A 20,831-nucleotide genomic window follows, 5' to 3' on the forward strand; every position below is an offset into this window, starting at 1 on the left:
CCTTAACCCTTAGGAACACGTGTATGAAAAACCATGTCCTGGCGATTGCCTTGCTGCTTGCTTGCGGGCTTGCCGTACCATTGGCCACTGCCGCCGATGGCACCATCACCCTGACCGGAGAAATCACCGGCACCACCTGCACGATCAGTGGCGGGACCGGTGGTGTCGCGGGCTCCGGTGCGAACTTTCCGGTGGTCCTGGACAAAGTGCAAGCCAGCGCCCTGTCGACGGAGGGGGCAACCGCCAGCGCCAAGCCATTCTTTATTTATGTGGGCGGCGGCGCCAGTTGTGCGGATGCGAGCAAGGTGGCTGTGTTGTATGAAAGCACCAGCCCGGCGATCAATCCGGCCACCGGCAACTTGCGCAACATGGCCCCCAAAACCGCTGCCGCCAAAGTAGAGGTGCAAATTCTCGACGGCGCCACCCAGAAGCCGATGGACTTGCGTACCGGCCATGCTTCGAGCACGGCCACGGTCACCGGCGGCCTGGCAACCTTGCCCTTTGCGGCACGTTACATCGCCACGGGCGGGGCGGCGGGGGTAGGGCTGGTGACTACGGCGGTGCAGTACTCGGTGATCTTTCCCTGATCGCCCGATAGACCGAGGGCCCGGGCCATGGGTTGCGTAGCACGCCTGCAGGTAGCGCTCTGCCTGTGCCTGGTCTTCGGGCAGGCACAGGCCGGGGTGATCATCAGTGGCACCCGGCAGATTTACCCTGAGCCGCGCAGGGAAATCACCGTGCAGGTGAGCAACGATGATGCGCATGCCGCGCGCCTGGTGCAAGTGTGGCTGGATGGCGGTGATGCACGGCTGACTGCCGAGCACAGTGAGGTGCCGTTCACCCTCAGCCCGCCGGTGTTTCGCCTGGATCCGGGCAAGAGCCAGGCCATACGCCTGGCGTATACCCAGGAACCGCTGCCCAGGGACAGGGAATCGCTGTTCTGGCTCAACGTGCTGGAGGTGCCGCCCGCGACCCGCCAGCCGGAAGCATTCGCGGCTGCAGAGCGCCAGAACCAGTTGCGTTTCGCCTTTCGCATTCGCACCAAGGTGTTTTTCCGGCCCCAGGGCTTGTCGGGTAGCCCCCTGGATGCGCCGGGGCAACTGATCTGGACGCTGCACACCGGCAAACCGGCGGTCCTGCGTGTCTTCAACCCGTCGCCTTTCCATGTGACGTTCCATGACGTCGCGTTGGTCGTGGGCGGGCAGGTGGTCCCCAGCGATCAGCAGGGCATGGTTGCCCCCCACGCCAGCCTGGATCTTGCCCTGCCACCCCTGATGCAACCCGCGCCCGTTGATCCTGCCGGGCATCTATCTGGGCAATAAACCCCTTGCGCCCGCCTGGGCATAGGGATTTGATAAGGAATACGGACAAAGCTGTTTACGCTGTGTAGAATCGGTTTACGCATACAAGAATAAGCGCCTGTTTCCATGCAGGCCTCGTCCGTCAGAGACGCCCGTAAGAGAATGACTCAACCATGAAGCTACTCGGGTTCCAACTCATCTACGGTGACTTCCTCGCCCGCAGCGTGCGGGGCATTTCCTGTGCGCCACCTGCTCACCTCATCCTTGCTGGCAGTTAATTTACTTAATTCTAAAAAAGATGATGAGGCGCCAAATCATGGCAGATCTATACGAAAACCCAATGGGCCTGATGGGCTTTGAATTTATCGAATTCGCATCGCCGACCCCAGGCACCCTGGAGCCGATCTTCGAGATCATGGGCTTCACCAAGGTGGCAACCCACCGCTCGAAAAACGTGCACCTGTACCGTCAGGGCGCGATCAACCTGATCCTCAACAACGAACCCCACAGCATCGCTTCGTACTTTGCCGCCGAGCACGGTCCGTCGGTGTGCGGCATGGCGTTCCGCGTCAAGGATTCGCAACAGGCCTATACCCGTGCCCTGGAGCTGGGTGCCCAGCCGATCCATATCGAAACCGGCCCGATGGAGCTGAACCTGCCGGCCATCAAGGGCATCGGCGGCTCGCCGCTGTACCTGATCGATCGTTTCGGTGAAGGCAACTCGATCTACGATATCGACTTCGTGTTTATCGAAGGCGTGGACCGCAACCCAGTGGGCGCCGGCCTGAAGGTCATCGACCACCTGACCCACAACGTCTATCGCGGGCGTATGGTCTACTGGGCCAACTTCTACGAGAAGCTGTTCAACTTCCGCGAAGCGCGCTACTTCGACATCAAGGGCGAATACACCGGCCTGACCTCCAAGGCCATGAGCGCCCCGGATGGCATGATCCGCATCCCGTTGAACGAAGAGTCGTCCAAAGGCGCCGGCCAGATCGAAGAGTTCCTGATGCAGTTCAACGGCGAGGGCATCCAGCACGTGGCGTTCCTCACCGATGACCTGATCAAGACCTGGGACGCGTTGAAGAAGATCGGCATGCGCTTCATGACCGCGCCGCCGGACACCTACTACGAGATGCTCGAAGGCCGCCTGCCAAACCACGGCGAACCGGTGGAGCAGTTGCAGTCGCGGGGTATCTTGCTGGACGGTTCGTCCGTGGCCGGCGACAAGCGCCTGCTGTTGCAGATCTTCTCGGAAACCCTGATGGGCCCGGTGTTCTTCGAATTCATCCAGCGCAAGGGTGATGACGGTTTCGGCGAAGGCAACTTCAAGGCTCTGTTCGAGTCGATCGAGCGTGACCAGGTTCGTCGTGGCGTGTTGACCACCGACTGAACCTAGCCCCCTGTAGGAGCCGGCTTGCCGGCTCCTACACCTTTCCCGTTCAAGCCCGGCGCTGACGCACCAGATGCTTGAACCCTTCGAACACCAGCACCATCACCGCCAGCCAGATCGGGATATAGGTCAGCCATTCACCCGGCCCGATGCTTTCCCCCAGCAGCAACGCCACCCCCAGCAACAGCACCGGTTCCACATAGCTGAGCAGGCCGAACAGGCTGAACGCCAACAGGCGGCTGGCGATGATGTAGCACACCAGCGCCGAAGCACTGATCAGCCCGAGCATCGGGATCAATCCATACAGCCCTTTGTGTGCATCCAGCACGGCGAAGCCCTGTTCGCCACTTTGAACAAACCACAAGGCCACCGGCAGCATCAGCGCCATATCCAGCCACAGGCCGCCCAGCTGATCGGTGCCCAGGCGTTTGCGCAGCACGAAGTAGATCGGGTAACCGATGATCACCAGCAGCGTCGCCCAGGAAAAACCACCCACCTGGTACAACTCGTTAAGCACGCCAATCGCCGCAAACACCACTGCGATCAGCTGCAATCGCGAGAGTTTTTCGCCATACACCAGGCGCCCGGTCAGGACCATGGTCAGCGGCAGCAGGAAGTAGCCCAGGGACACATCCAGGCTGCGGCCATTGAGCGGCGCCCACATAAACAGCCACAGTTGCACCCCCAGCAGCACCGACGACAGCACAATCCCACCGATCAGCCGTGGCTTGCCCGCAAGCAATCGCAGCAATTGCCACACCTGACGCCACTCGCCGCTGACCACCATAAATACCGTCATGCACGGCACGGTCAGCAGCATGCGCCAGCCGAAAATTTCCAGGCCACTCAAGGGCGCAAGCAGTGATGTGAAGTAATACATCACGGCAAACAACACCGAGGCCGCTACCGATAAAACAACACCTTTAGACACACAGTCCTCGCCAAACCGATTCAAACAAAAGAGGGGGGAATTTCAGGTGGGAATATATTGCTTTTGAGGTGAGACGTTTGCTCTGTTTTACGGCATCTTATGGGAAATTTTCTCACCTCCAAGGTTCGCCAGCATGCCCGTCAGCCCCCAGCCGCCCCTGGATGATTTCGACCGCGCGATTCTCAAGCACCTGCAACGCGACAACACCACCGCGCTGCGGGTAATTGGCGAACAGGTCAACCTGTCGACCGCCGCCGTGCAGCGGCGCATCAAGCGCATGGAGCAGAGCGGGGCGATCAGCGCGAATACGGCGGTGGTCAATCAGGATGCAGTGGGCAAGCCGATCACGATCCTGGTGGAGGTGCACGCCGAGCGCACCCATATCGAAGACCTCGATGTGCTCAAGGTGCAGATGTCGATCCCCGAGGTGCAGCAGTGCTATTACGTCACCGGCGATGCGGACTTTATGCTGGTGATTGTGGTGGAGACCATGAAAGCCTACGAAACCCTGGCCCGCACGCTGTTCTACGAGAACCGCAATATCAAATGGTTTCGCAGCATTGTGGTGATGGACCGGGTCAAGGTCAGCCTGGATGTGCCGCTGGGCTGATGTGGGAGCAGGCAAGCCAGCTCCCACAGGGGCTCAGGGGCGGTGGATGCGCCCGGAAACAAAGTGCCCCACATCATTGAACCCCGGTGTCGACGCATGCCCCGGCGTCACCAGTGAGTCAATAAACGCCTCATCCTCGGCACTGATCTTCACATCGAGCGCCCCGGTGTAGGCATCCCACTGCGCCTCGGTGCGCGGCCCGACAATCGCCGAGCTGACGGCCTGGTTGTTCAGCACCCAGGCAATCGCAAATTCAACGATGCCCACACCGCGTCCTGCGGTGTATTGCTGGATCTGCTGGGCAATGCGCAGCGATTCCACGCGCCATTCGGTTTCCAGGATGCGTTTGTCCTGGCGCGCAGCGCGGCTGCCGGCTTCGGGGCTGATATCCGGCGCGTACTTGCCACTGAGCACCCCGCGGGCCAGCGGGCTGTAGGGCACCACGCCCAGGCCATAGGCGGCTGCGGCGGTGATCTGCTCCACCTCGGCCTGGCGGTTGACGATGTTGTACAGCGGCTGGCTGATGATCGGCCGGTCGACCCCCAGGCGTTCGGCCACGCGCACCACTTCGGCGATGCGCCAGCCGCGGTAGTTGGACAGCCCCCAGTAACGGACCTTGCCCTGGCGGATCAGGTCGCCGATCGCTGAAATCGTGACGTCCAGTGGGGTGTCGTGGTCTTCGCGGTGCAGGTAGTAGATGTCCAGGTAGTCGGTGTCGAGCCGGGTGAGGCTGGCTTCCAGCGCGTTGAAAATGCGCTTGCGGTTCAGGCCACTGCGGTTGGGCAGGCCGTCCGGCGGGCCAAAGCCGACTTTGGAGGCGACGACCCAGTCGGCGCGATGGCGGCTGATGGCTTCACCGACGATTTCCTCGGAGCGCCCGCCGGTGTAGACGTCGGCGCTGTCGATAAAGTTGATGCCCTGATCCCAGGCCTTGTCGATGATACGCAGCGAATCTTCGGTGTTGGTCTGTTCGCCAAACATCATGGTGCCCAGGGTCAAGGCGCTGACCTTGAGCCCGGACTGGCCCAGTGTGCGGTAAATCATGGAGGACTCCTCAAAAGCGCAGACAGTTGCTATGCAATACCAGAGAGCAAGGCTCTAGAACAAGCCCGACGTCGCTGGCTCGGTGCCTACAACCGCGTTGGCCACAGCGTTTTTGCGCTGTGTTGCGCTTATTCGGCGAGCAGTTCGCCAGCGCGCGCCTGCAAGAAGCGATGCAGGACTCTGACACGCTCCGACACCTGCAGGCGATGGGGGCACATCAGGTTGAAGGGCGTGGGCTCGCCTTGCCATTCGCCGAACAACGGCACCAGGCGCCCGGCCTTGATATCGCCGGCTACATCCAGGTTGGCCTTGTAGGCAATACCGTGGCCGGCCAGGGCCCAGCGCCGCACGATTTCCCCGTCATCACTGAGGTAGTCGCCGCCCACTTCGACCTCTTCCAGCAACGTGCCCTGGCGAAAATACCAGGTGCTATTGGCCCGGCCCTGGCGCATGTAGCGCAGGGTGCTGTGCTGCGTCAGCTCGGCCGGCACCTGGGGTGTGCCGTGGCGTGCCAGGTACGCGGGGCTGGCGCAGGCGATACGGCGGTGATCGGCGACCACCGGCAGCGCCACCAGGCTGGAATCCCTTGGCACGCCAAAGCGCAGGGCGATGTCCACGGTTTCGCGGAACAGGTCGGCGTTGCTGTCGTTAAGCAGCAGTTGCAGGCGGATATTCGGGTGTTCGCGCTTGAACTGGTCCAGCCAACCGAGCAGTACATTGCGTCCGAAATCCGAGGGCGCGGACAGTTGCAGCAAGCCGCTGAGGCTCTGGCCGTGTTGCTTGATCGCCTGTTCGCCCTCAGCCAGTGCTTCCAGGGCCACCCGCACGCTGTCCAGGTAGCGCCGGCCTTCTTCGGTGAGGCGCATGCTGCGGGTGGAGCGGGCCAGCAGGCGCATGCCCAGGCGGGTCTCCAAGCGTTTGAGGGCAATGCTGGCGGCGGCCGGGGTCAGGCTAAGGCTGCTGGCGGCCGCCGAGAGGCTGCCACTGTCGGCGGTGCGCACAAACACTTCCAGGTCAAGGATTGAGCTCATTTGTAAAAATCCTTTAAAGATCCTGTCGTTTTACCGGGATTTTTCCATGATTGCCAAGCTGGGAAGATGAACGCTCATTTTTTCAGGACGAGGCAGTTCCCATGACATCTCCCCTCAAGGGCCAAACCGTGGTGGTGATTGGCGGTAGCAGCGGCATTGGTGCCGAAGTCGCCCGACAGGCGGCATCCCGTGGCGCGCACGTGGTACTGGCCGGGCGACGCCTGTCGTCGACGGTCGACAACGGCGTGCGCAGCGAGCCGGTGGACGTCACCGACAGCGCCGCTCTGCAGCGCCTGTTCGAAGCGGTGGGGCGTTTTGATCACCTGGTGTTCACCTCGGGTCCGGCGGTCCAGGCCAAACACCTGCAGGACACCGACCTGCAACTGGCCCAGGACAACTTCAATGTGAAGCTCTGGGGCGCCTTGCGCGCAATCCAGCAGGCGCTGCCATTTCTCGACGAGCGCGGCAGCATCGTCCTCACCTCGGGGCAACTGGGACGCAAGCGGGTGCCGGGGCAATTTATCAAGGTCGGCATCAATGCCGCGACCGAAGCGTTGGGCAAGCAGTTGGCCAAGGAACTGGCGCCACGGCGGGTCAACGTGGTCAGCCCTGGGGTGATCGACACGCCGGCATACGCGGGGATGCCTGAGGAGCAGCGTCAGGGCATGTTCGCCAAGGCGGGTGGGGCGTTGCCGGTAGGGCGTGTGGGGCAGGCGGAGGAGGTGGCGGCGGGTTATTTGATGGCCATGGAAAATGGTTTTATGACCGGCAGCGTGATCGACATCGACGGCGGCGGTTTGCTGTAAACACCGAACCCAATGTGGGAGCGGGCTTGCCCGCGATGGCGGCGTGTCAGTCAATATATAGGACTGATCCACCGCTATCGCGGGCAAGCCCGCTCCCACATTTTTTGTGCCGTGTCAGGCCTTCAGGGTCCGGGTCATGCGCAACGCCAGCACACTACCCGCGACGATCACCGCCGCCAGCAGGTACAGCGCCAGGTCGGTGGAACCGGTGGCGTCTTTCACAAACCCCACCACATACGGGCTCAAGAAGCCCGCCATCTGGCCCATGGAGTTGATCAAAGCCAGGCCGCCCGCGGCCGCGCCGGCGCTGAGCATGGCGGTGGGCACCGGCCAAAACATCGGCAGGCCGGTGAGGGCGCCCATGGTGGCGATGGTCAGGCCAAGGATCGCAATGGCTGGGGTGGTGGCGAAGTTCACCGCGATGATCAGGCCCACAGCGCCCATCAGCATCGGCACCACCAGGTGCCAGCGGCGCTCTTTGCGCAGGTCGGCGGAGCGGCCCACCAGCAACATGAACACCGCCGCCAGCAGATAAGGGATCGCACTCAGCCAGCCGATCACCAGGTTATCGCTAAAGCCCATGTTCTTGATGATCGACGGCAGCCAGAAGTTGATGGCGTACACGCCGCTCTGGATGCAGAAGTAGATCAGGCCGAACGCCCAGATCGCCGGGTTCTTGAACACTTCCAGCAGCGAATCAGTGGTGGTCTTGGGCTTGTTGGCCAGGTCGGTGGCCTGGTCGGCCTCGAGCACTGCGCGCTCATGGGCGGTCAGCCATTTGGCGTTGGCGAAGCTGTCGCTGAGCAGGAAGTAGGCGAGGGCGCCGAGGATGACCGTCGGCACACCTTGCAGCAGGAACATCCACTGCCAGCCCGCGAGGCCACCCTGGCCCGCCGCGAAGTGGTTGAGGATCCAGCCGGAGAACGGGCTGCCGAGCAGGCCGGACACCGGGATTGCCGACATGAACAGCGCCATGATCCGCCCACGGCGGAAGGTCGGGAACCACTGCGAGAGGTACAGCACCACGCCTGGGAAAAAGCCCGCTTCAGCGGCACCGGTAAACAGGCGCAAGGTGTAGAAGTGCGTCGGCGTGGTCACAAACAGCAGGCAGGTGGACAGGGTGCCCCAGGTGATCATCATCAGCGCAATCCAGCGCCGTGGACCGAACTTGGTCAACGCCAGGTTGCTCGGCACGCCGCACAGCACGTAGCCGATAAAGAAGATCCCGGCCCCGAGGCCGTACACGGTCTCACTGAACTTCAAGGCGTCGAGCATCTGCAACTTGGCGAAGCCGACGTTGACGCGGTCCAGGTAGTTGAACAGGTAGCAGATGAAAATGAAGGGGATCAAGCGCAGGGTGATGCGCTTGTAGACGGCGTTTTTGTCGTCATCGTTGGCCAGGGTAGCGGCGGCGCTCTGTGACATGGCGTTCTCTCTTTATTATGATTTTTCGCGATGCGCGGGTAACGTTGATCGCCCCAAGAGTCTCGGTCACGGGACGGTGCCATGTCTTTGTGCCCCCGCACAGCGATCCATCCATTGCGCTGTGCCTTTGAACAATCGCGTAATGCAGCGCTTTCAAGGAATTTAGCCCCATGTTCGAACTCGATCATGACTTGGCGCAGGATATCGTCAATCGCACGATGGCCATTTTGCCCTATAACGTCAACGTCATGGACAGCCAGGGCCTGATCCTCGGCAGCGGCGAGCCGGAGCGCATCAACACCCGCCATGAAGGCGCGCAATTGGTCCTGGCCAACGGTCGCGTGGTGGAAATCGACAGCCAGACCGCCAAGCACCTCAAGGGTGTGGCGCCGGGGATCAACCTGCCGCTGCTGCATGATCAGCGCCTGATCGGCGTGCTGGGCATCAGTGGTGAACCGCAGTTGCTGCGCACCTATGCCGAACTGGTGCGCATGACCGCCGAGATGCTGGTCAGCCAGCGCCATCAACAGGCGGAGCAGCAATGGCGACGTCAACGTTGTGATGATCTGCTGGCGTTGCTGCTGGCCGACAGCGGCGAATCGCCGCGCCTGGTGGATGAGGCCCAGCAACTGGGGCTCAAGCCGCAGTTGCCGCGCACCCCCTATCTGTTTGAACTGGGCCCGGGGCAGACCGCCGAAGCCCTGGCAGCCTGGCTGGCCTCCCGATACCCGGACAGTTGGTGCGTCAGCTCCGCAGAGTTTTCGTTGCTGTGGTGCCGCCCGGCGGCGGTGCCGATGGACAACCCGCGCCTGCTGGAAAAACTCGAGGCCTCGGGCTGGAACATCCTGCGGGTCGCCGTGGGTGGCCAGGCCGATGGGTTGGCCGGCTTGCGCCGCTGTTATCGGCGGGTGGCGGACTTGCTCGCCTATGGCCGCGACGTACTGCCCCAGTCACGCCTGCTGACCCTCAACCGCTATCGGTTGCCGGTGATGCTCTGGCGCCATCGCAACGACGACGCCCTCGACGAACTGCTCAACCCGTTACGCAAGGTCCTGGCCAAGGACGCCAACGGCCAACTGCAGGCAACGCTGCGCAGCTGGTGCGAACACGACGGGCAAAGCCAAGCGTGCGCCGACGCCCTGGGCATCCACCGCAACAGCCTGCGCTACCGCATGGAGCGCATTGCCGAATTGAGCGGTGTCGATCCCCTGACCTTGGATGGCATGCTCGCGCTGTACCTGGGGGTGCAACTGCTGCCGCAAACCCTGTAGGAGGCGCTTTTGTAGAAATGAACAACAAACCCCTGCCACGCTTGTGCATTGGACAGGCGTCATTGCCGGTGCCAACTGGCAGCATGGGCGTCATAAAAACCGGAGAAAGCCCATGAAAGTCATCATCGCCCCCGACTCGTTCAAGGACAGCCTGAGTGCCGAAGGCGTGGCCCAGGCCATTGCCCAAGGGTTGGCCCAGGTCTGGCCGGATGCCGAACTGATCCAGTGCCCGATGGCGGACGGTGGTGAAGGCACGGTGGAGTCGGTGCTCGCGGCCTGCCACGGGCAATTGCGCAGTTGCACCGTGCAAGGCCCGTTGGGCGGCACCGTTGAGGCGCACTGGGGCTGGTTGGCTGAAAGTGCCACGGCAATCATCGAAATGGCCGAAGCCAGCGGCCTGCAACGGGTCCCGCCGGGGCAGCGTGATGCCTGCTCCAGCAGCACCTTCGGTACGGGTGAGCTGGTCCGCGCCGCCCTGGACGCCGGGGCCCAGCGGATCATCCTGGCGATCGGCGGCAGCGCCACCAATGACGGCGGCGCCGGAGCCATGCAGGCCCTGGGCGTGCAACTGCTCGACGCCCAAGGCACACCCCTTGCGCGCGGCGGCCTGGCCCTGGCGCAGCTGGCGCGGATCAAACTTGAGCAGTTGGACCCGCGCCTGGCCCAGGTGCGTTTCGACATCGCCGCCGACGTCAACAACCCCCTGTGCGGCCCCCACGGTGCCTCAGCGATTTTCGGCCCGCAAAAAGGCGCCAACCCACACCAAGTCGAGCAACTGGACCAGGCCCTCGGACACTTTGCCGACCACTGCGCCGAGGTGCTGCCCCGAGACGTGCGCGACGAGCCGGGCAGCGGCGCGGCCGGTGGTCTGGGCTTTGCCGCCAAGGCCTTCCTCGGCGCGCAGTTTTGCCCGGGTGTGGAGGTGGTCGCCGAACTGGTGGGCCTGGAACACGCCGTGCGCGGCGCCGACCTGGTGATCACCGGCGAAGGCCGCTTCGACGCCCAGACCCTGCGCGGCAAAACCCCCTTTGGCGTGGCGCGGGTGGCCAAGCTGCACGGTGTTCCGGTGATCGTGATCGCCGGCACGCTGGGCGAGGGCTACGAGCAGATGTACGCCCATGGCGTCGACGCCGCGTTTGCTTTGCCTGGCGGGCCGATGAGCCTGGAGCAGGCCTGCAGCGAAGCACCGCGGTTGCTGCGTGAGCGGGCGGCGGATATTGCGCGGGTGTGGCGCTTGGGCGCGCAACGCAGTCGCGGATGACAGCGCTTGCTGTCGCCGCCTACACTGCTCGGCCACTTGTCTTTCAAAGGATGAAACACAATGCCTACACCTGATTCCACGATCGTGATCCAGCGCTTTGCCGAAAGCCATCTCGAAGGCATGCGTGCGCTCTACAACGACCCGGCCGTGTGCCGTCAGGTGCTGCAGATGCCGTTCCAGTCGCTGGAGGTGTGGCGCAAGCGCCTGGCCGATACCAATGAGCGACTGCTCAGGCTGGTGGCGGTGCAGGCGGGCGAGGTCATTGGTAACTGCACCCTGGAGCAATATGCGCGCAGTCGGCAAAGCCATGTCGGCAGTATCGGCATGGGGGTGGCCGTGGCCTGGCAGGGCAAGGGCGTGGGCACCCAACTGCTGGGCGCGGCGCTGGAGGTGGCCGACAACTGGATGAACCTGCACCGGGTGGAACTGACGGTGTATGTCGACAACGAGCCGGCCCAGGCGTTGTACCGCAAGTTCGGTTTCGAGACTGAAGGCCGGCTGCGCGATTACGCCGTGCGTGACGGCGTATTTGTCGACGCCCTGAGCATGGCCCGCCTGCGTCAGACCGCCTGATCCCCCAGGGCAAACGCCACCGCAGCCTGTGCATGCAGCTCGGTGGTGTCGAGCAACGGCAGGTGGCTGTGCTCGGGTTTGATCAGCAGGCCAATTTCGGTACACCCCAGGATAATCGCCTGGGCACCACGGGCTGCGAGGTTGGCAATGGCCTGCTGGTAAACCTGGCGTGAGGTCTCGCTAATCACCCCGACGCACAGCTCTTCATAAATGATCCGGTGCACGGCGTGGCGTTCTGCTGCGTCGGGCACCAGCACGTTCAAGCCCTGGGCTGCCAGGCGCGCCTTGAGAAAATCCTGTTCCATGGTAAACGCGGTGCCCAGCAGGCCGACGGTCAGGGTATCGGCCTTGACCGCCGCCGCGCCGGCCGCATCGGCAATATGCAGAAACGGCAGCGATACGGCGGCTTCGATCTGTGGCGCCAGCAGATGCATGGTGTTGGTACACAGCACGATGCAGTCGGCGCCACCGGCTTGCAGGCGGCGCGCGGCGTCTTGCAGGATCAGCGCCGCGTCATCCCAGCGCCCGGCGTGCTGGGCCTGTTCCACCGGACCGAAGTCGACGCTGTACAGCAGGATTTGTGCCGAGCGCAGCGGCCCCAATCGGTCGCGTACCTGCTGGTTGATGATCCGGTAATACTCGGCGCTGGACTCCCAGCTCATGCCGCCGATTAGGCCGATGGTGCGCATGCAAAGCTCCTCAAGCGAATAGGCGAAAGCCACACCTTACCCAACCAGTGAGCGTTAGTCATACGCGGCGCTGCTGCATCTGCCATGATCGTTGTTTGCAGTCCCCGAGGAACACCGCAATGGACGATGTACAGCAATTGGGCGAGATGCTTCGTCACTACGCCGACAGCGAAGCGCACAAGCGCCAGCAGTTCGAGGTGCAGTCAGCCCGCTGGACCCAGAAAATCACTGAGCTGTACGGCGAGATCGAGCAGTGGTTGGCGCCGGTCAAGCGTGATGGTTTGCTGGAGGTGCAGCGTGAGGCTTATGTGGCGTCTGGCCCAAGCGTGCCGGTGGAGACGTCGACTTTCAAGACCGAGAAACTGACCATTCATATCGCAGGCAAACCGGTGGAGTTTGTGCCGGATGTGATGGGGGCGGGTGGGTTGATTTCGTTGTCGGTCATGGGGCTGACTGCTGCTCGCTACGGCAGTATTTCGCTGGTGTTGTTGCCGGGGAATGATGATTGGCTGTGGAAGAAAACCAATGGTTTGAAAGACCCGGACACGTTCACCTTTGATGCCAATTTTCTGGCCTTGCAGTTGCAGAGCCTGATTCCGCGCGAACGGGGCTGATCCCCGGGCAAATGTGGTAGCGGGCTTTTGTGGGCTTGTGTGGGAGCGGGCTTGCCCGCGATAGCGGTGTGTCAGGCAAGTGTTCCTAACCTGAGATACCGCCATCGCGGCGTGAGTCTCTACACCACTCTTTTCTGGGTTTGTGTACATATCCGTTGCTGCGGTCACGGCGGCTATTGGTTCCGCCCTTACGGCGGGTCACTTTTGGAAAAGAGCCCGGAGTGCCGGCCCAGCCAAAAGTAACCAAAAGGGCTCTTGCCCCACCACTCGGCACCTCGCCTAGGCTCGGTGTGCCCGTCATCCGACATTGATTTGGGGGGCCGCCGCGATGGGCCATCCATGGCCCAGCGCGGCTAACCCGGCGTCCTGCCGGGTTACCCCCCAAATCAATATCGGATGACGGCCAGCGTGGTTTAACGGGGCGCCTCAGATCAAAAGCAAAGCGAGGCGGCCTGACAGCCGACCTGATCGTCGAAGCGTGCGCATATACCTGTGGGAGCTGGCTTGTCGGATCGCCGCATCGCTGCGATGGCGCCGGCACTGCTAGCCTTTATGTTGTCTGACACACCGCTATCGCAGCCTCGCAGGGCGAGACAGCTCCCACAGGGGAATGGAGCTTCGCGCCCCGGCTTTGGCATTGCTGTTGCTGTTGCTCTGCTTTTGATCTGGCTTTTGATCTTGATCTTAGGCGCCCCGTTAAACCACGCTGGCCGCAGGCAGGTATTGCGCAGTGGGCACCCCGGCATGGATGCCGGGGTAGCCGCGACACGGCCATGGATGGCCGATCGCGGCGGGCCCACGGAGCAATGCCTGACTGCGGGCATGCCGAGCCTAGGCGAGGCACCGAGTGGTGGGGCATGTACGGGACAACCACATAGGTTACAAAAAAGTGCATTCACATAGGTGACACTTTGATTGAAACATACCCGTTCTTTGCGTCTCTAGCATCGACACGGCCTAGGATCACAGGCCCGAAGATCACCTCCCAGACATCATCTCGAATTAGCTCCATTCCAATGGTCTGATGCTTGAGCAGATTGCCTATGTAGATCCTAAGACCTGCTCGATTGATGATTCCATTACTATCAGCCAGGTAACACTCCACGTGGCTCGCATACCCCATTTCAGGCAGCTTTTCCGGGTAAGCGCGGGGTGAGGGCAAATAACATGAGGCTGGTGTTTTCTGGCCAAGCGCCTCGTGCCCTCGCTCATGATTATAGTGCTGCATAAAGCGATCAAAGTGTTTCTGCTGAGCTTCCCAAGCAATCGCCGCTGGTTGGGGCAAAGTGCTTTTCAGGGTTCGGTGCATCCTTTCATGGCGCCCATTCTGATCTGGGCGGCCGGGCTCAATTCGCTCAGGGATAATCCCCAACCGCAGCCACCAGATCGACAGCTGTGATAACCCTGCACGGCCCGTGCTGGCAAACGGTATGCCGTTGTCGGTCCGAATACGTTCAGGCAAGCCATACTCGCGAAAAACACGCTCGAAGGTTTGTTGGGTTTCTTTGAAGTTGGTATTGCGCATGCCCTGGCAGGCCAGTAGAAAGCGGCTGGCATGGTCCATGATCGTCAGCGGATAACACCACACTCCGGCCCCTGTCAGAAACTGCCCCTTGTAGTCAGCGCTAAAGAGCTGATTTGGGGTCTCTGCCTTGCACAGGGGCTTTGGATAGACAGCCACGCGCTGACGCACACGTCGAGGTGCAATCAGATCAGCGGCCTTGAGGATGTTGTAAATGGTTGTTTTCGAGGGTGGATCCTGCCCGGGAAAACGCTGGCGCAAGTCGTTCTGAATCTTCTTCGGCCCGGGAATAGTCTCCCCGATAGAACGAAGCTCGATAATTGCTTGCCTGATAGCAAGAGGCACAACATAGGTTTGATTGTGCCGGCACCGGCTACGTTCTTCGAGCCCTCTGGGTCCTTCAGCCTCGTACCGTTCGACCCATTTGTAGCCAGTCTTTCGACTGACCTGGTAGTCGCGGCACAGCTGGCTAAAGGTATCTCTTTCAGCCAAATAGGCGGCGATGAACATCACTTTGAGGTCCATAGGTTTCAGCTCTTCCCAGGGCATGGTCAGATCCTCACAAAATCGACCCTGCCAGTTAATAACTGTTACCTATGTGCGTGAACTGATTTGTAACCCATGTGGGTGAGTCATACCGGCAAGAGCGCTTTGCTTACTTTGGCGCTCTTCCAAAGTGAGCCGCCGTAAGGGCGGAACCCTAAGTGGCCGTAACCGCAGCAACGGATATGTACTCATTCCCAATAACCAAAAAAGAGCGAGTTGTGTAGACACCTATGGCCATCGCGGGCAAGCCCGCTCCCACACAAGCCCGCTCTCACAAAAAGCCCAACACCGAGCTTTAGAGCTCTACATTACCCCAGCCCGGCTTGGCCTCTTCAGGCGCCACCGCCTTGACCTGCTTGCCCGTCGCCAGCTCCACCCGCCGCGCCACTTCCGGGTCGTCGGCAAACGGTATCAGGCTCGCCTCATCCAGCTCGGTTCCCGATTGCCCGCGCAGGCAGTACTCCACGGCGCCATACAGGCAGATCACCGCCGCCAGGTTGAAAATGACCTCCCACATCAGGCGATCTGCGCATCACTGTGCGCCACCTTCAAGTCAGCCACCCGTACGGTACGCCAGGTGTTGTAGGCCATCAGCAGCATGCCGCCCAGGAAGAACACCCCACCGGCAAACCGCACCACAAACCCCGGGTGGCTGGCCTGCAAGGCCTCGACGAACGAGTAGGTGAGGGTGCCGTCGTCGTTGACCGCCCGCCACATCAGGCCCTGGGTGATGCCATTGACCCACATCGAGGCGATGTACAGCACGGTGCCGATGGTTGCCAGCCAGAAATGCAGGTTGATCAGCGGCACGCTGTACATCTGCTCGCGGCCGAAGATTTTCGGGATCATGTGGTACAGCGAGCCAAAGGTGATCATCGCCACCCAGCCCAAGGCACCCGCGTGGACGTGGCCGATGGTCCAGTCGGTGTAGTGGGACAGGGCGTTGACCGTCTTGATCGCCATCATCGGCCCCTCAAAGGTCGACATGCCGTAGAACGCCAACGACAACACCAGAAACCGCAGGATCGGGTCGGTGCGCAACTTATGCCAGGCACCCGACAGGGTCATCATGCCGTTGATCATCCCGCCCCAGCTGGGCGCCAGCAGGATCAGTGACATGGCCATGCCTAACGACTGCGCCCAGTCTGGCAGCGCGGTGTAGTGCAGGTGGTGAGGCCCGGCCCAAATGTACAGGGTGATCAGCGCCCAGAAGTGCACGATGGACAGGCGATAGGAATACACCGGCCGCCCGACTTGCTTGGGCACGAAGTAATACATCATCCCCAGGAACCCGGTGGTCAGGAAGAACCCTACTGCGTTATGCCCGTACCACCACTGCACCATGGCGTCGGTGGCGCCGGAATACACCGGGTAGGACTTGAACCAGTCCACCGGGATGGAAAGGTGGTTGACCACGTGCAGCATGGCGATCACCACGATAAACGCGCCGAAAAACCAGTTGCCGACGTAGATGTGCTGGGTCTTGCGTTGCACCACGGTGGTGAAGAACACGATGGCGTAGGCCACCCACACCACAGTCATCCACACTGCGCCGGAGAATTCGATCTCGGCGTATTCCTTGGTGGTGGTGTAGCCCAGGGGCAGGGTGATCAGCATGATCACGATCACCGACTGCCAACCCCAGAACGTAAAGGCGGCGAGCCAGTCGCTGTACAGGCGCACCTGGCAGGTGCGTTGGACCGCGTAGTAGCTGGCGGCAAATTGCGCGCTGCCGGCAAAGCCGAAAATCACCAGGCTGGTGTGCAGCGGCCTTAACCGGCCGAACGTGGTCCAGGGCAGGTCCAGGTTCATGTCCGGCCATACCAGTTGCGAGGCGATCCATACGCCCATGGCCATGCCGATAACGCCCCAAACCACGGTGGCGATGACGAATTGACGGACAACCTTATAGTTATAGGCCTGCCCGGTTGATGCTGTGCTCATGGTCAGTCTTCCACGGTTTCAAGTCCCGGGCACTGTAGGAAATCCATGAAAAACAAAACAGGCTCAGAAAAACTACATTAATACGGATCAGAGTCTATCCCTTAAAACATGGGGTATTCCGTGGCTGATATGGTTTTTTAGTTTTTAGCTGAATCTGTGACGTCTTGAGCTGTAGGTGCATAGTCGCCCCCATAGAAACCGCTGCCGTCGAGCGCGGTCAGCCATGATGAGGTAGCGAGATGTATCGGTACGATGAGTACGACCGGGCTCTGGTCTTCGAGCGTGTGGCGCAGTTTCGTGATCAGGTCGAACGGTTTGTCGCTGGCGACTTGAGCGAAGAGGAATTCCTGCCGCTGCGCCTGCAAAACGGCCTGTACCTGCAAAAGCATGCCTATATGCTGCGGGTGGCGATTCCCTACGGCACCCTCGGTGCGCAGCAGCTGCGCACCCTGGCGAGCATTGCCCGGGATTACGACCGCGGCTACGGCCACTTCACCACGCGCCAGAACATGCAGTTCAACTGGATCGAGTTGCAGCAGGTGCCCGACATCCTCCAGCGCCTGGCCGAAGTCGACATGCATGCGATCCAGACCTCGGGCAACTGCGTGCGCAACATCACCACCGAAGCCTTTGCCGGGGTGGCCGCCGACGAACTGCTGGACCCGCGCCCGCTCGCAGAGATCCTGCGGCAATGGTCGACCATCAACCCCGAATTCCTGTTTTTGCCGCGCAAGTTCAAGATCGCCATCTGCTCGGCGCGCCAGGACCGGGCGGCGATCATGATGCATGACATCGGCCTTTATCTATATCAGGACGCCGACGGCCAGATGCTGTTGCGCGTGCTGGTGGGCGGTGGCCTCGGGCGCACGCCGATCCTCGGCTTGCAGATTCGCGATGGCTTGCCCTGGCAGCATCTGCTGTCGTACGTCGAAGCGGTCCTGCGCGTGTACAACCGCCATGGTCGGCGCGATAACAAATACAAGGCGCGGATCAAGATCCTGGTCAAGGCCCTGGGTATCGAGGCGTTTTCCCAGGAAGTGGAGGAGGAGTGGCAGCACCTGCGCGATGGCCCGGCGCAATTGACCGAGGATGAGTACCAGCGCGTGGCCTCGGCCTTTGTACCGCCGGACTATCAGGCCCTGCCCGATACCGACCTGGACTTTGGCACGCACATGGCCGACAGCCCGGCGTTCGCACGCTGGGTGACACGCAATGTGCAGCCCCACAAAGTACCCGGCTACACCAGTGTGGTGCTGTCCACCAAGCCGGGGATCGCCGCGCCGCCGGGCGACGTGAGTGCCGCGCAGATGGACGCCGTGGCGCAGTGGGCCGAACAGTTCGGCTTCGGTGAAATCCGCACCGCCCATGAACAGAACATCGTGCTGCCGGACGTACCCAAGGCGCAACTGCATGCCTTGTGGACCCTGGCCTGCGAGCAGGGCCTGGGCAGCGCCAATGTCGGCTTGCTGACCGATATCATCGCCTGCCCGGGCGGCGACTTCTGTGCCCTGGCCAACGCCAAGTCGATCCCCATCGCCCAGGCGATCCAGCAGCGCTTCGACAACCTCGACTACCTGCATGACCTGGGTGATATCAGCCTGAACATCTCCGGCTGCATCAATGCCTGTGGGCATCACCATATCGGCAATATCGGCATCCTGGGGGTCGATAAAAATGGCAGCGAGTGGTACCAGATCACCCTGGGCGGTGCCCAGGGCAAGGCCAGCGCGCTGGGCAAGGTGATTGGCCCAGCGTTCAGTGCGGCACAAATCCCGGATGTGATCTCCCGCCTGATCGCCACCTACGTCCGCTACCGGGAGAGTGACGAGCCCTTTATCGACACCGTGCAACGCATCGGCCTGGAGCCGTTCAAGGAGCGGGTGTATGGCAGCGTGGTGCAACCGGCATGAACAATCTGTTGAGCCTGGAACAGGGCGTGGCGCGTATCAAGCACGATGACCCCTGGACCCTGGTGCGCGATGCACAAGTAGCGCTGCCCGAGGGGGCGCTGATTCTGCCGCTGGTCCTGTGGCTGAGCCGGCGCATTGCGCCAGACCCGCCACAGGACGCGGTGTGGCTCGGCCCGGATGATGAAGTGGAACACCTGCAGCCGTGGCTGGATGTGCTGCCGCTGATTGCCCTGGACTTCCCCAGCTTTCGCGATGGCCGAGCCTACAGCCAGGCCTACCTGCTGCGCACCCGCCTGGGCTGGCAGGGTGAGTTGCGGGCGGTGGGGGATGTGCTGCGCGACCAGCTCAGCCATATGCGCCAGTGTGGCTTCGATGGGTTCGCCGTGCGCGAGGACAAGTCGGCCGCTGACGCGCTCAAGGGCCTGGCGGGCATGAGTGTGAGCTATGGCCGCTCGGTGATTGAGCCGCGGCCGCTGTTTCGGCGGCGCTGAGGTTAAGCAGGAGCGCCCAACTGCGGGGCAAATCGAAGCTGCGAAATAACCCGCACTGGGGGGCTGGAGGCAGGTTATTTCTGAGGAATTGGCTATACCTGTAACTTCACGTTTCGGCGATAAACGCCAAGGAGTTGCGCCATGAAGCTAGGGCTGATGATCAGTGCGTTGTGTATTGCCTCACTCGGGGTGGCCGGTTGCGCGAGTAAAGTCCCACAGCCGGACGAGTATTCGGGGTTTCTTTCGGACTACAGCCAGTTGAAGGAAGCCAAGTCGCCATCGGGCGTAGAGGTGATGCGCTGGGTCGATCCCAAGCTGAATCTGAAGCGCTACACCTCGGTGTATATCGAACCGACCCAGTTTTTCCCCAAGCCCCAAGCCACGGCGCAAATCCCCGAAGACACCTTGCGCAGCATCAACGAGTACTACAACCAGGCGCTAAAGCGTGAGCTGGTCAAGTCACTGCCACTGGCCAGCGCTCCGGGCCCCGGGGTGATCGTGGTACGGGCGGCGATCACGGCGGTCAGTCGCAAGACTGAAGGCCTCAAGCCCTATGAGTTCATTCCGGTGGCCTTGGTGGCAGCAGCGGTGAGTACCGGCACGGGGATTCGCGACCAGGAAACCACCTTGGGCACCGAGGCGCAGTTTCTCGATGGTGGCAGTGGGCGGGTGCTTGCCCAGGTTGTGCGCAAAGGCACTGGCAAGCCGCTGGAGAACGATAGCCAGGTCATGAAAGCGGCTGACGTGAAGGGGGTGATAGACGGCTGGGCGGCTGATTTGCACCAGTCCTACTCCAAGTTCAAGGCCAAATAGCGAGCGCGAACAGTGGCTTGTGGCGAGCGGGCTGGCCCCAGTCTCGTTTCAGGGTCGCTTCGCGCCCCAGCGGGAGCAAGCCCCCTCGCCACAACAAGGCCGCCTACGGACACCTGGGTGCGATCAGCCGCCCACCAGCATGCCTTTGACTTTGTCGCGCAGTTGCTCAATGGAGAACGGCTTGGCAATCATCTGCACACCGGCAGGCAACTCAATGTTTTCGGCATAGCCACTGGCAAGCAGGATGGGCAGGGCTGGGCGCAATGTGCAGGTTTTATCCGCCAGTTCCTTGCCATTCATGCCCGGCAGGCCCCAGTCGGTCATCATCAGGTCGATCACATGGGCGCTGTCTTCCAAGAACGCCAGCGCCGCTTCGGCGTCTGCCGCCTCAAGCACCTTGAACTCCAGTTCTTCGAGCACATCGACGATCAACATGCGCACGATGGCGTCGTCTTCGACGACAAGGATGGTGGAGGCTGCGGACATAGTGAGGGTTCCCAGATAGTGGAGGTACAGGTCTTGAGCAGTTGAAAGACCATCCTCTAGTGAGTTGCGTCGATCCCGGCAAGTTCCCGAAACAGGGCGGGCATTGTGCCGATAATCAGGCTTGATGTCCTGGCTGTGTCGTTGAAATACGGCAGAAACATAGCCCTTGT

21 protein-coding genes are annotated in these 20,831 nt (G+C 61.6%); 12 read left to right on the forward strand and 9 right to left on the reverse strand.

What is annotated here, in order from left to right; all coding sequences use genetic code 11:
- Positions 1 to 23: 23 nt before the first annotated feature.
- The 3 genes from PSH80_RS11990 (at position 24) to hppD (ending at position 2,694) form a co-directional block, all read left to right on the forward strand.
- Positions 24 to 587: a fimbrial protein gene (locus tag PSH80_RS11990; protein ID WP_128593745.1), complete on the forward strand. Its 564-nt coding sequence runs from the start codon at positions 24 to 26 to the stop codon at positions 585 to 587.
- A gap of 27 nt (positions 588 to 614) precedes the next feature.
- Positions 615 to 1,322: a molecular chaperone gene (locus PSH80_RS11995; RefSeq protein ID WP_169990258.1), complete on the forward strand. Its 708-nt coding sequence runs from the start codon at positions 615 to 617 to the stop codon at positions 1,320 to 1,322.
- Positions 1,323 to 1,617: 295 nt separating this feature from the next.
- Complete coding sequence (hppD, locus tag PSH80_RS12000) at positions 1,618 to 2,694, forward strand: 4-hydroxyphenylpyruvate dioxygenase (protein ID WP_057440066.1); 1,077 nt, start codon at positions 1,618 to 1,620, stop codon at positions 2,692 to 2,694.
- Between the two features lie 49 nt (positions 2,695 to 2,743).
- On the opposite strand, the gene rarD is transcribed toward hppD, so the two are convergent.
- Positions 2,744 to 3,625, reverse strand: a complete 882-nt coding sequence (rarD, locus tag PSH80_RS12005) for an EamA family transporter RarD (RefSeq protein ID WP_057440120.1) — start codon at positions 3,623 to 3,625, stop codon at positions 2,744 to 2,746.
- 133 nt (positions 3,626 to 3,758) lie between these two features.
- Between rarD and PSH80_RS12010 the strand changes: the two genes are divergently transcribed.
- On the forward strand, positions 3,759 to 4,235 hold the full coding sequence (locus PSH80_RS12010) for an Lrp/AsnC family transcriptional regulator (RefSeq protein WP_120732899.1): 477 nt from the start codon (positions 3,759 to 3,761) through the stop codon (positions 4,233 to 4,235).
- Positions 4,236 to 4,268: 33 nt separating this feature from the next.
- On the opposite strand, the gene PSH80_RS12015 is transcribed toward PSH80_RS12010, so the two are convergent.
- The gene (locus tag PSH80_RS12015) at positions 4,269 to 5,279 is read right to left on the reverse strand and encodes an aldo/keto reductase (protein WP_115128127.1); all 1,011 of its coding nucleotides are present in this window, start codon (positions 5,277 to 5,279) and stop codon (positions 4,269 to 4,271) included.
- A 128-nt stretch (positions 5,280 to 5,407) separates the two neighbouring features.
- Complete coding sequence (locus tag PSH80_RS12020; protein ID WP_305420330.1) at positions 5,408 to 6,310, reverse strand: LysR family transcriptional regulator; 903 nt, start codon at positions 6,308 to 6,310, stop codon at positions 5,408 to 5,410.
- A 101-nt stretch (positions 6,311 to 6,411) separates the two neighbouring features.
- Between PSH80_RS12020 and PSH80_RS12025 the strand changes: the two genes are divergently transcribed.
- Positions 6,412 to 7,116 carry an SDR family oxidoreductase gene (locus PSH80_RS12025; RefSeq protein ID WP_186626288.1) on the forward strand — a complete coding sequence of 235 codons (705 nt, stop codon included), beginning with the start codon at positions 6,412 to 6,414 and terminating at the stop codon, positions 7,114 to 7,116.
- Between the two features lie 114 nt (positions 7,117 to 7,230).
- Here PSH80_RS12025 and PSH80_RS12030 read toward each other — a convergent pair whose 3' ends face one another.
- Positions 7,231 to 8,541 (reverse strand): MFS transporter, encoded by a 1,311-nt coding sequence (locus PSH80_RS12030; RefSeq protein WP_032860575.1) that lies wholly within the window; start codon positions 8,539 to 8,541, stop codon positions 7,231 to 7,233.
- Between the two features lie 170 nt (positions 8,542 to 8,711).
- Between PSH80_RS12030 and PSH80_RS12035 the strand changes: the two genes are divergently transcribed.
- The 3 genes from PSH80_RS12035 to PSH80_RS12045 all read left to right on the forward strand — a co-directional run bounded on the left by PSH80_RS12035 (position 8,712) and on the right by PSH80_RS12045 (position 11,646).
- Entirely contained in the window at positions 8,712 to 9,812 is a 1,101-nt protein-coding gene (locus tag PSH80_RS12035; protein ID WP_057959635.1) for a sugar diacid recognition domain-containing protein, read from the forward strand.
- A 112-nt stretch (positions 9,813 to 9,924) separates the two neighbouring features.
- A complete protein-coding gene (locus tag PSH80_RS12040) occupies positions 9,925 to 11,073 on the forward strand; it encodes a glycerate kinase (protein WP_169990273.1) in 1,149 nt (382 codons plus the stop codon).
- Between the two features lie 60 nt (positions 11,074 to 11,133).
- The gene (locus PSH80_RS12045) at positions 11,134 to 11,646 is read left to right on the forward strand and encodes a GNAT family N-acetyltransferase (RefSeq protein ID WP_115128132.1); all 513 of its coding nucleotides are present in this window, start codon (positions 11,134 to 11,136) and stop codon (positions 11,644 to 11,646) included.
- Here PSH80_RS12045 and PSH80_RS12050 read toward each other — a convergent pair.
- Positions 11,634 to 12,335, reverse strand: a complete 702-nt coding sequence (locus tag PSH80_RS12050; protein ID WP_128593739.1) for an aspartate/glutamate racemase family protein — start codon at positions 12,333 to 12,335, stop codon at positions 11,634 to 11,636. The genes PSH80_RS12045 and PSH80_RS12050 overlap by 13 nt on opposite strands.
- 119 nt (positions 12,336 to 12,454) lie before the next feature.
- Here PSH80_RS12050 and PSH80_RS12055 point away from each other — a divergent pair, with 119 nt between their 5' ends.
- A complete protein-coding gene (locus PSH80_RS12055) occupies positions 12,455 to 12,949 on the forward strand; it encodes a hypothetical protein (protein WP_057440074.1) in 495 nt (164 codons plus the stop codon).
- An 895-nt stretch (positions 12,950 to 13,844) separates the two neighbouring features.
- Here PSH80_RS12055 and PSH80_RS12060 read toward each other — a convergent pair.
- The 3 genes from PSH80_RS12060 to ccoN form a co-directional block, all read right to left on the reverse strand.
- The gene (locus tag PSH80_RS12060; protein ID WP_047229189.1) at positions 13,845 to 15,020 is read right to left on the reverse strand and encodes an integrase core domain-containing protein; all 1,176 of its coding nucleotides are present in this window, start codon (positions 15,018 to 15,020) and stop codon (positions 13,845 to 13,847) included.
- A 292-nt stretch (positions 15,021 to 15,312) separates the two neighbouring features.
- The gene (locus PSH80_RS12065) at positions 15,313 to 15,534 is read right to left on the reverse strand and encodes a cbb3-type cytochrome c oxidase subunit 3 (protein WP_115128136.1); all 222 of its coding nucleotides are present in this window, start codon (positions 15,532 to 15,534) and stop codon (positions 15,313 to 15,315) included.
- A complete protein-coding gene (ccoN, locus tag PSH80_RS12070; protein WP_057959768.1) occupies positions 15,534 to 16,961 on the reverse strand; it encodes a cytochrome-c oxidase, cbb3-type subunit I in 1,428 nt (475 codons plus the stop codon). Before ccoN ends, PSH80_RS12065 begins: the two co-directional genes overlap by 1 nt.
- Before the next feature lie 239 nt (positions 16,962 to 17,200).
- On the opposite strand from ccoN, the gene PSH80_RS12075 reads away from it, so the two are divergent.
- The 3 genes from PSH80_RS12075 (at position 17,201) to PSH80_RS12085 (ending at position 20,175) form a co-directional block, all read left to right on the forward strand.
- Entirely contained in the window at positions 17,201 to 18,871 is a 1,671-nt protein-coding gene (locus PSH80_RS12075) for a nitrite/sulfite reductase (protein ID WP_305420337.1), read from the forward strand.
- Positions 18,868 to 19,362 carry a DUF934 domain-containing protein gene (locus PSH80_RS12080; RefSeq protein WP_169990074.1) on the forward strand — a complete coding sequence of 165 codons (495 nt, stop codon included), beginning with the start codon at positions 18,868 to 18,870 and terminating at the stop codon, positions 19,360 to 19,362. Before PSH80_RS12075 ends, PSH80_RS12080 begins: the two co-directional genes overlap by 4 nt.
- Before the next feature lie 141 nt (positions 19,363 to 19,503).
- Positions 19,504 to 20,175, forward strand: a complete 672-nt coding sequence (locus tag PSH80_RS12085; protein WP_057959765.1) for a DUF3313 domain-containing protein — start codon at positions 19,504 to 19,506, stop codon at positions 20,173 to 20,175.
- 123 nt (positions 20,176 to 20,298) lie between these two features.
- Here the strand turns inward: PSH80_RS12085 and PSH80_RS12090 are convergent, their stop codons facing one another.
- A complete protein-coding gene (locus PSH80_RS12090; RefSeq protein ID WP_057959764.1) occupies positions 20,299 to 20,661 on the reverse strand; it encodes a response regulator in 363 nt (120 codons plus the stop codon).
- Positions 20,662 to 20,831: the final 170 nt, after the last annotated feature.

The organism is Pseudomonas sp. FP818 (assembly GCF_030687335.1).
Lineage (GTDB): Bacteria > Pseudomonadota > Gammaproteobacteria > Pseudomonadales > Pseudomonadaceae > Aquipseudomonas > Aquipseudomonas shahriarae.

Bases quoted from the DNA above. Each gene is read 5' to 3' on its own strand.
- PSH80_RS11990 (WP_128593745.1), top strand. From the start codon at position 24: ATGAAAAACCATGTCCTGGCGATTGCCTTGCTGCTTGCTTGCGGGCTT.
- PSH80_RS11995 (WP_169990258.1), top strand. From the start codon at position 615: ATGGGTTGCGTAGCACGCCTGCAGGTAGCGCTCTGCCTGTGCCTGGTC.
- hppD (WP_057440066.1), top strand. From the start codon at position 1,618: ATGGCAGATCTATACGAAAACCCAATGGGCCTGATGGGCTTTGAATTT.
- PSH80_RS12010 (WP_120732899.1), top strand. From the start codon at position 3,759: ATGCCCGTCAGCCCCCAGCCGCCCCTGGATGATTTCGACCGCGCGATT.
- PSH80_RS12015 (WP_115128127.1), bottom strand. From the start codon at position 5,279: ATGATTTACCGCACACTGGGCCAGTCCGGGCTCAAGGTCAGCGCCTTG.
- PSH80_RS12020 (WP_305420330.1), bottom strand. From the start codon at position 6,310: ATGAGCTCAATCCTTGACCTGGAAGTGTTTGTGCGCACCGCCGACAGT.
- PSH80_RS12025 (WP_186626288.1), top strand. From the start codon at position 6,412: ATGACATCTCCCCTCAAGGGCCAAACCGTGGTGGTGATTGGCGGTAGC.
- PSH80_RS12030 (WP_032860575.1), bottom strand. From the start codon at position 8,541: ATGTCACAGAGCGCCGCCGCTACCCTGGCCAACGATGACGACAAAAAC.
- PSH80_RS12035 (WP_057959635.1), top strand. From the start codon at position 8,712: ATGTTCGAACTCGATCATGACTTGGCGCAGGATATCGTCAATCGCACG.
- PSH80_RS12040 (WP_169990273.1), top strand. From the start codon at position 9,925: ATGAAAGTCATCATCGCCCCCGACTCGTTCAAGGACAGCCTGAGTGCC.
- PSH80_RS12045 (WP_115128132.1), top strand. From the start codon at position 11,134: ATGCCTACACCTGATTCCACGATCGTGATCCAGCGCTTTGCCGAAAGC.
- PSH80_RS12050 (WP_128593739.1), bottom strand. From the start codon at position 12,335: ATGCGCACCATCGGCCTAATCGGCGGCATGAGCTGGGAGTCCAGCGCC.
- PSH80_RS12055 (WP_057440074.1), top strand. From the start codon at position 12,455: ATGGACGATGTACAGCAATTGGGCGAGATGCTTCGTCACTACGCCGAC.
- PSH80_RS12060 (WP_047229189.1), bottom strand. From the start codon at position 15,020: ATGCCCTGGGAAGAGCTGAAACCTATGGACCTCAAAGTGATGTTCATC.
- PSH80_RS12065 (WP_115128136.1), bottom strand. From the start codon at position 15,534: ATGTGGGAGGTCATTTTCAACCTGGCGGCGGTGATCTGCCTGTATGGC.
- ccoN (WP_057959768.1), bottom strand. From the start codon at position 16,961: ATGAGCACAGCATCAACCGGGCAGGCCTATAACTATAAGGTTGTCCGT.
- PSH80_RS12075 (WP_305420337.1), top strand. From the start codon at position 17,201: ATGTATCGGTACGATGAGTACGACCGGGCTCTGGTCTTCGAGCGTGTG.
- PSH80_RS12080 (WP_169990074.1), top strand. From the start codon at position 18,868: ATGAACAATCTGTTGAGCCTGGAACAGGGCGTGGCGCGTATCAAGCAC.
- PSH80_RS12085 (WP_057959765.1), top strand. From the start codon at position 19,504: ATGAAGCTAGGGCTGATGATCAGTGCGTTGTGTATTGCCTCACTCGGG.
- PSH80_RS12090 (WP_057959764.1), bottom strand. From the start codon at position 20,661: ATGTCCGCAGCCTCCACCATCCTTGTCGTCGAAGACGACGCCATCGTG.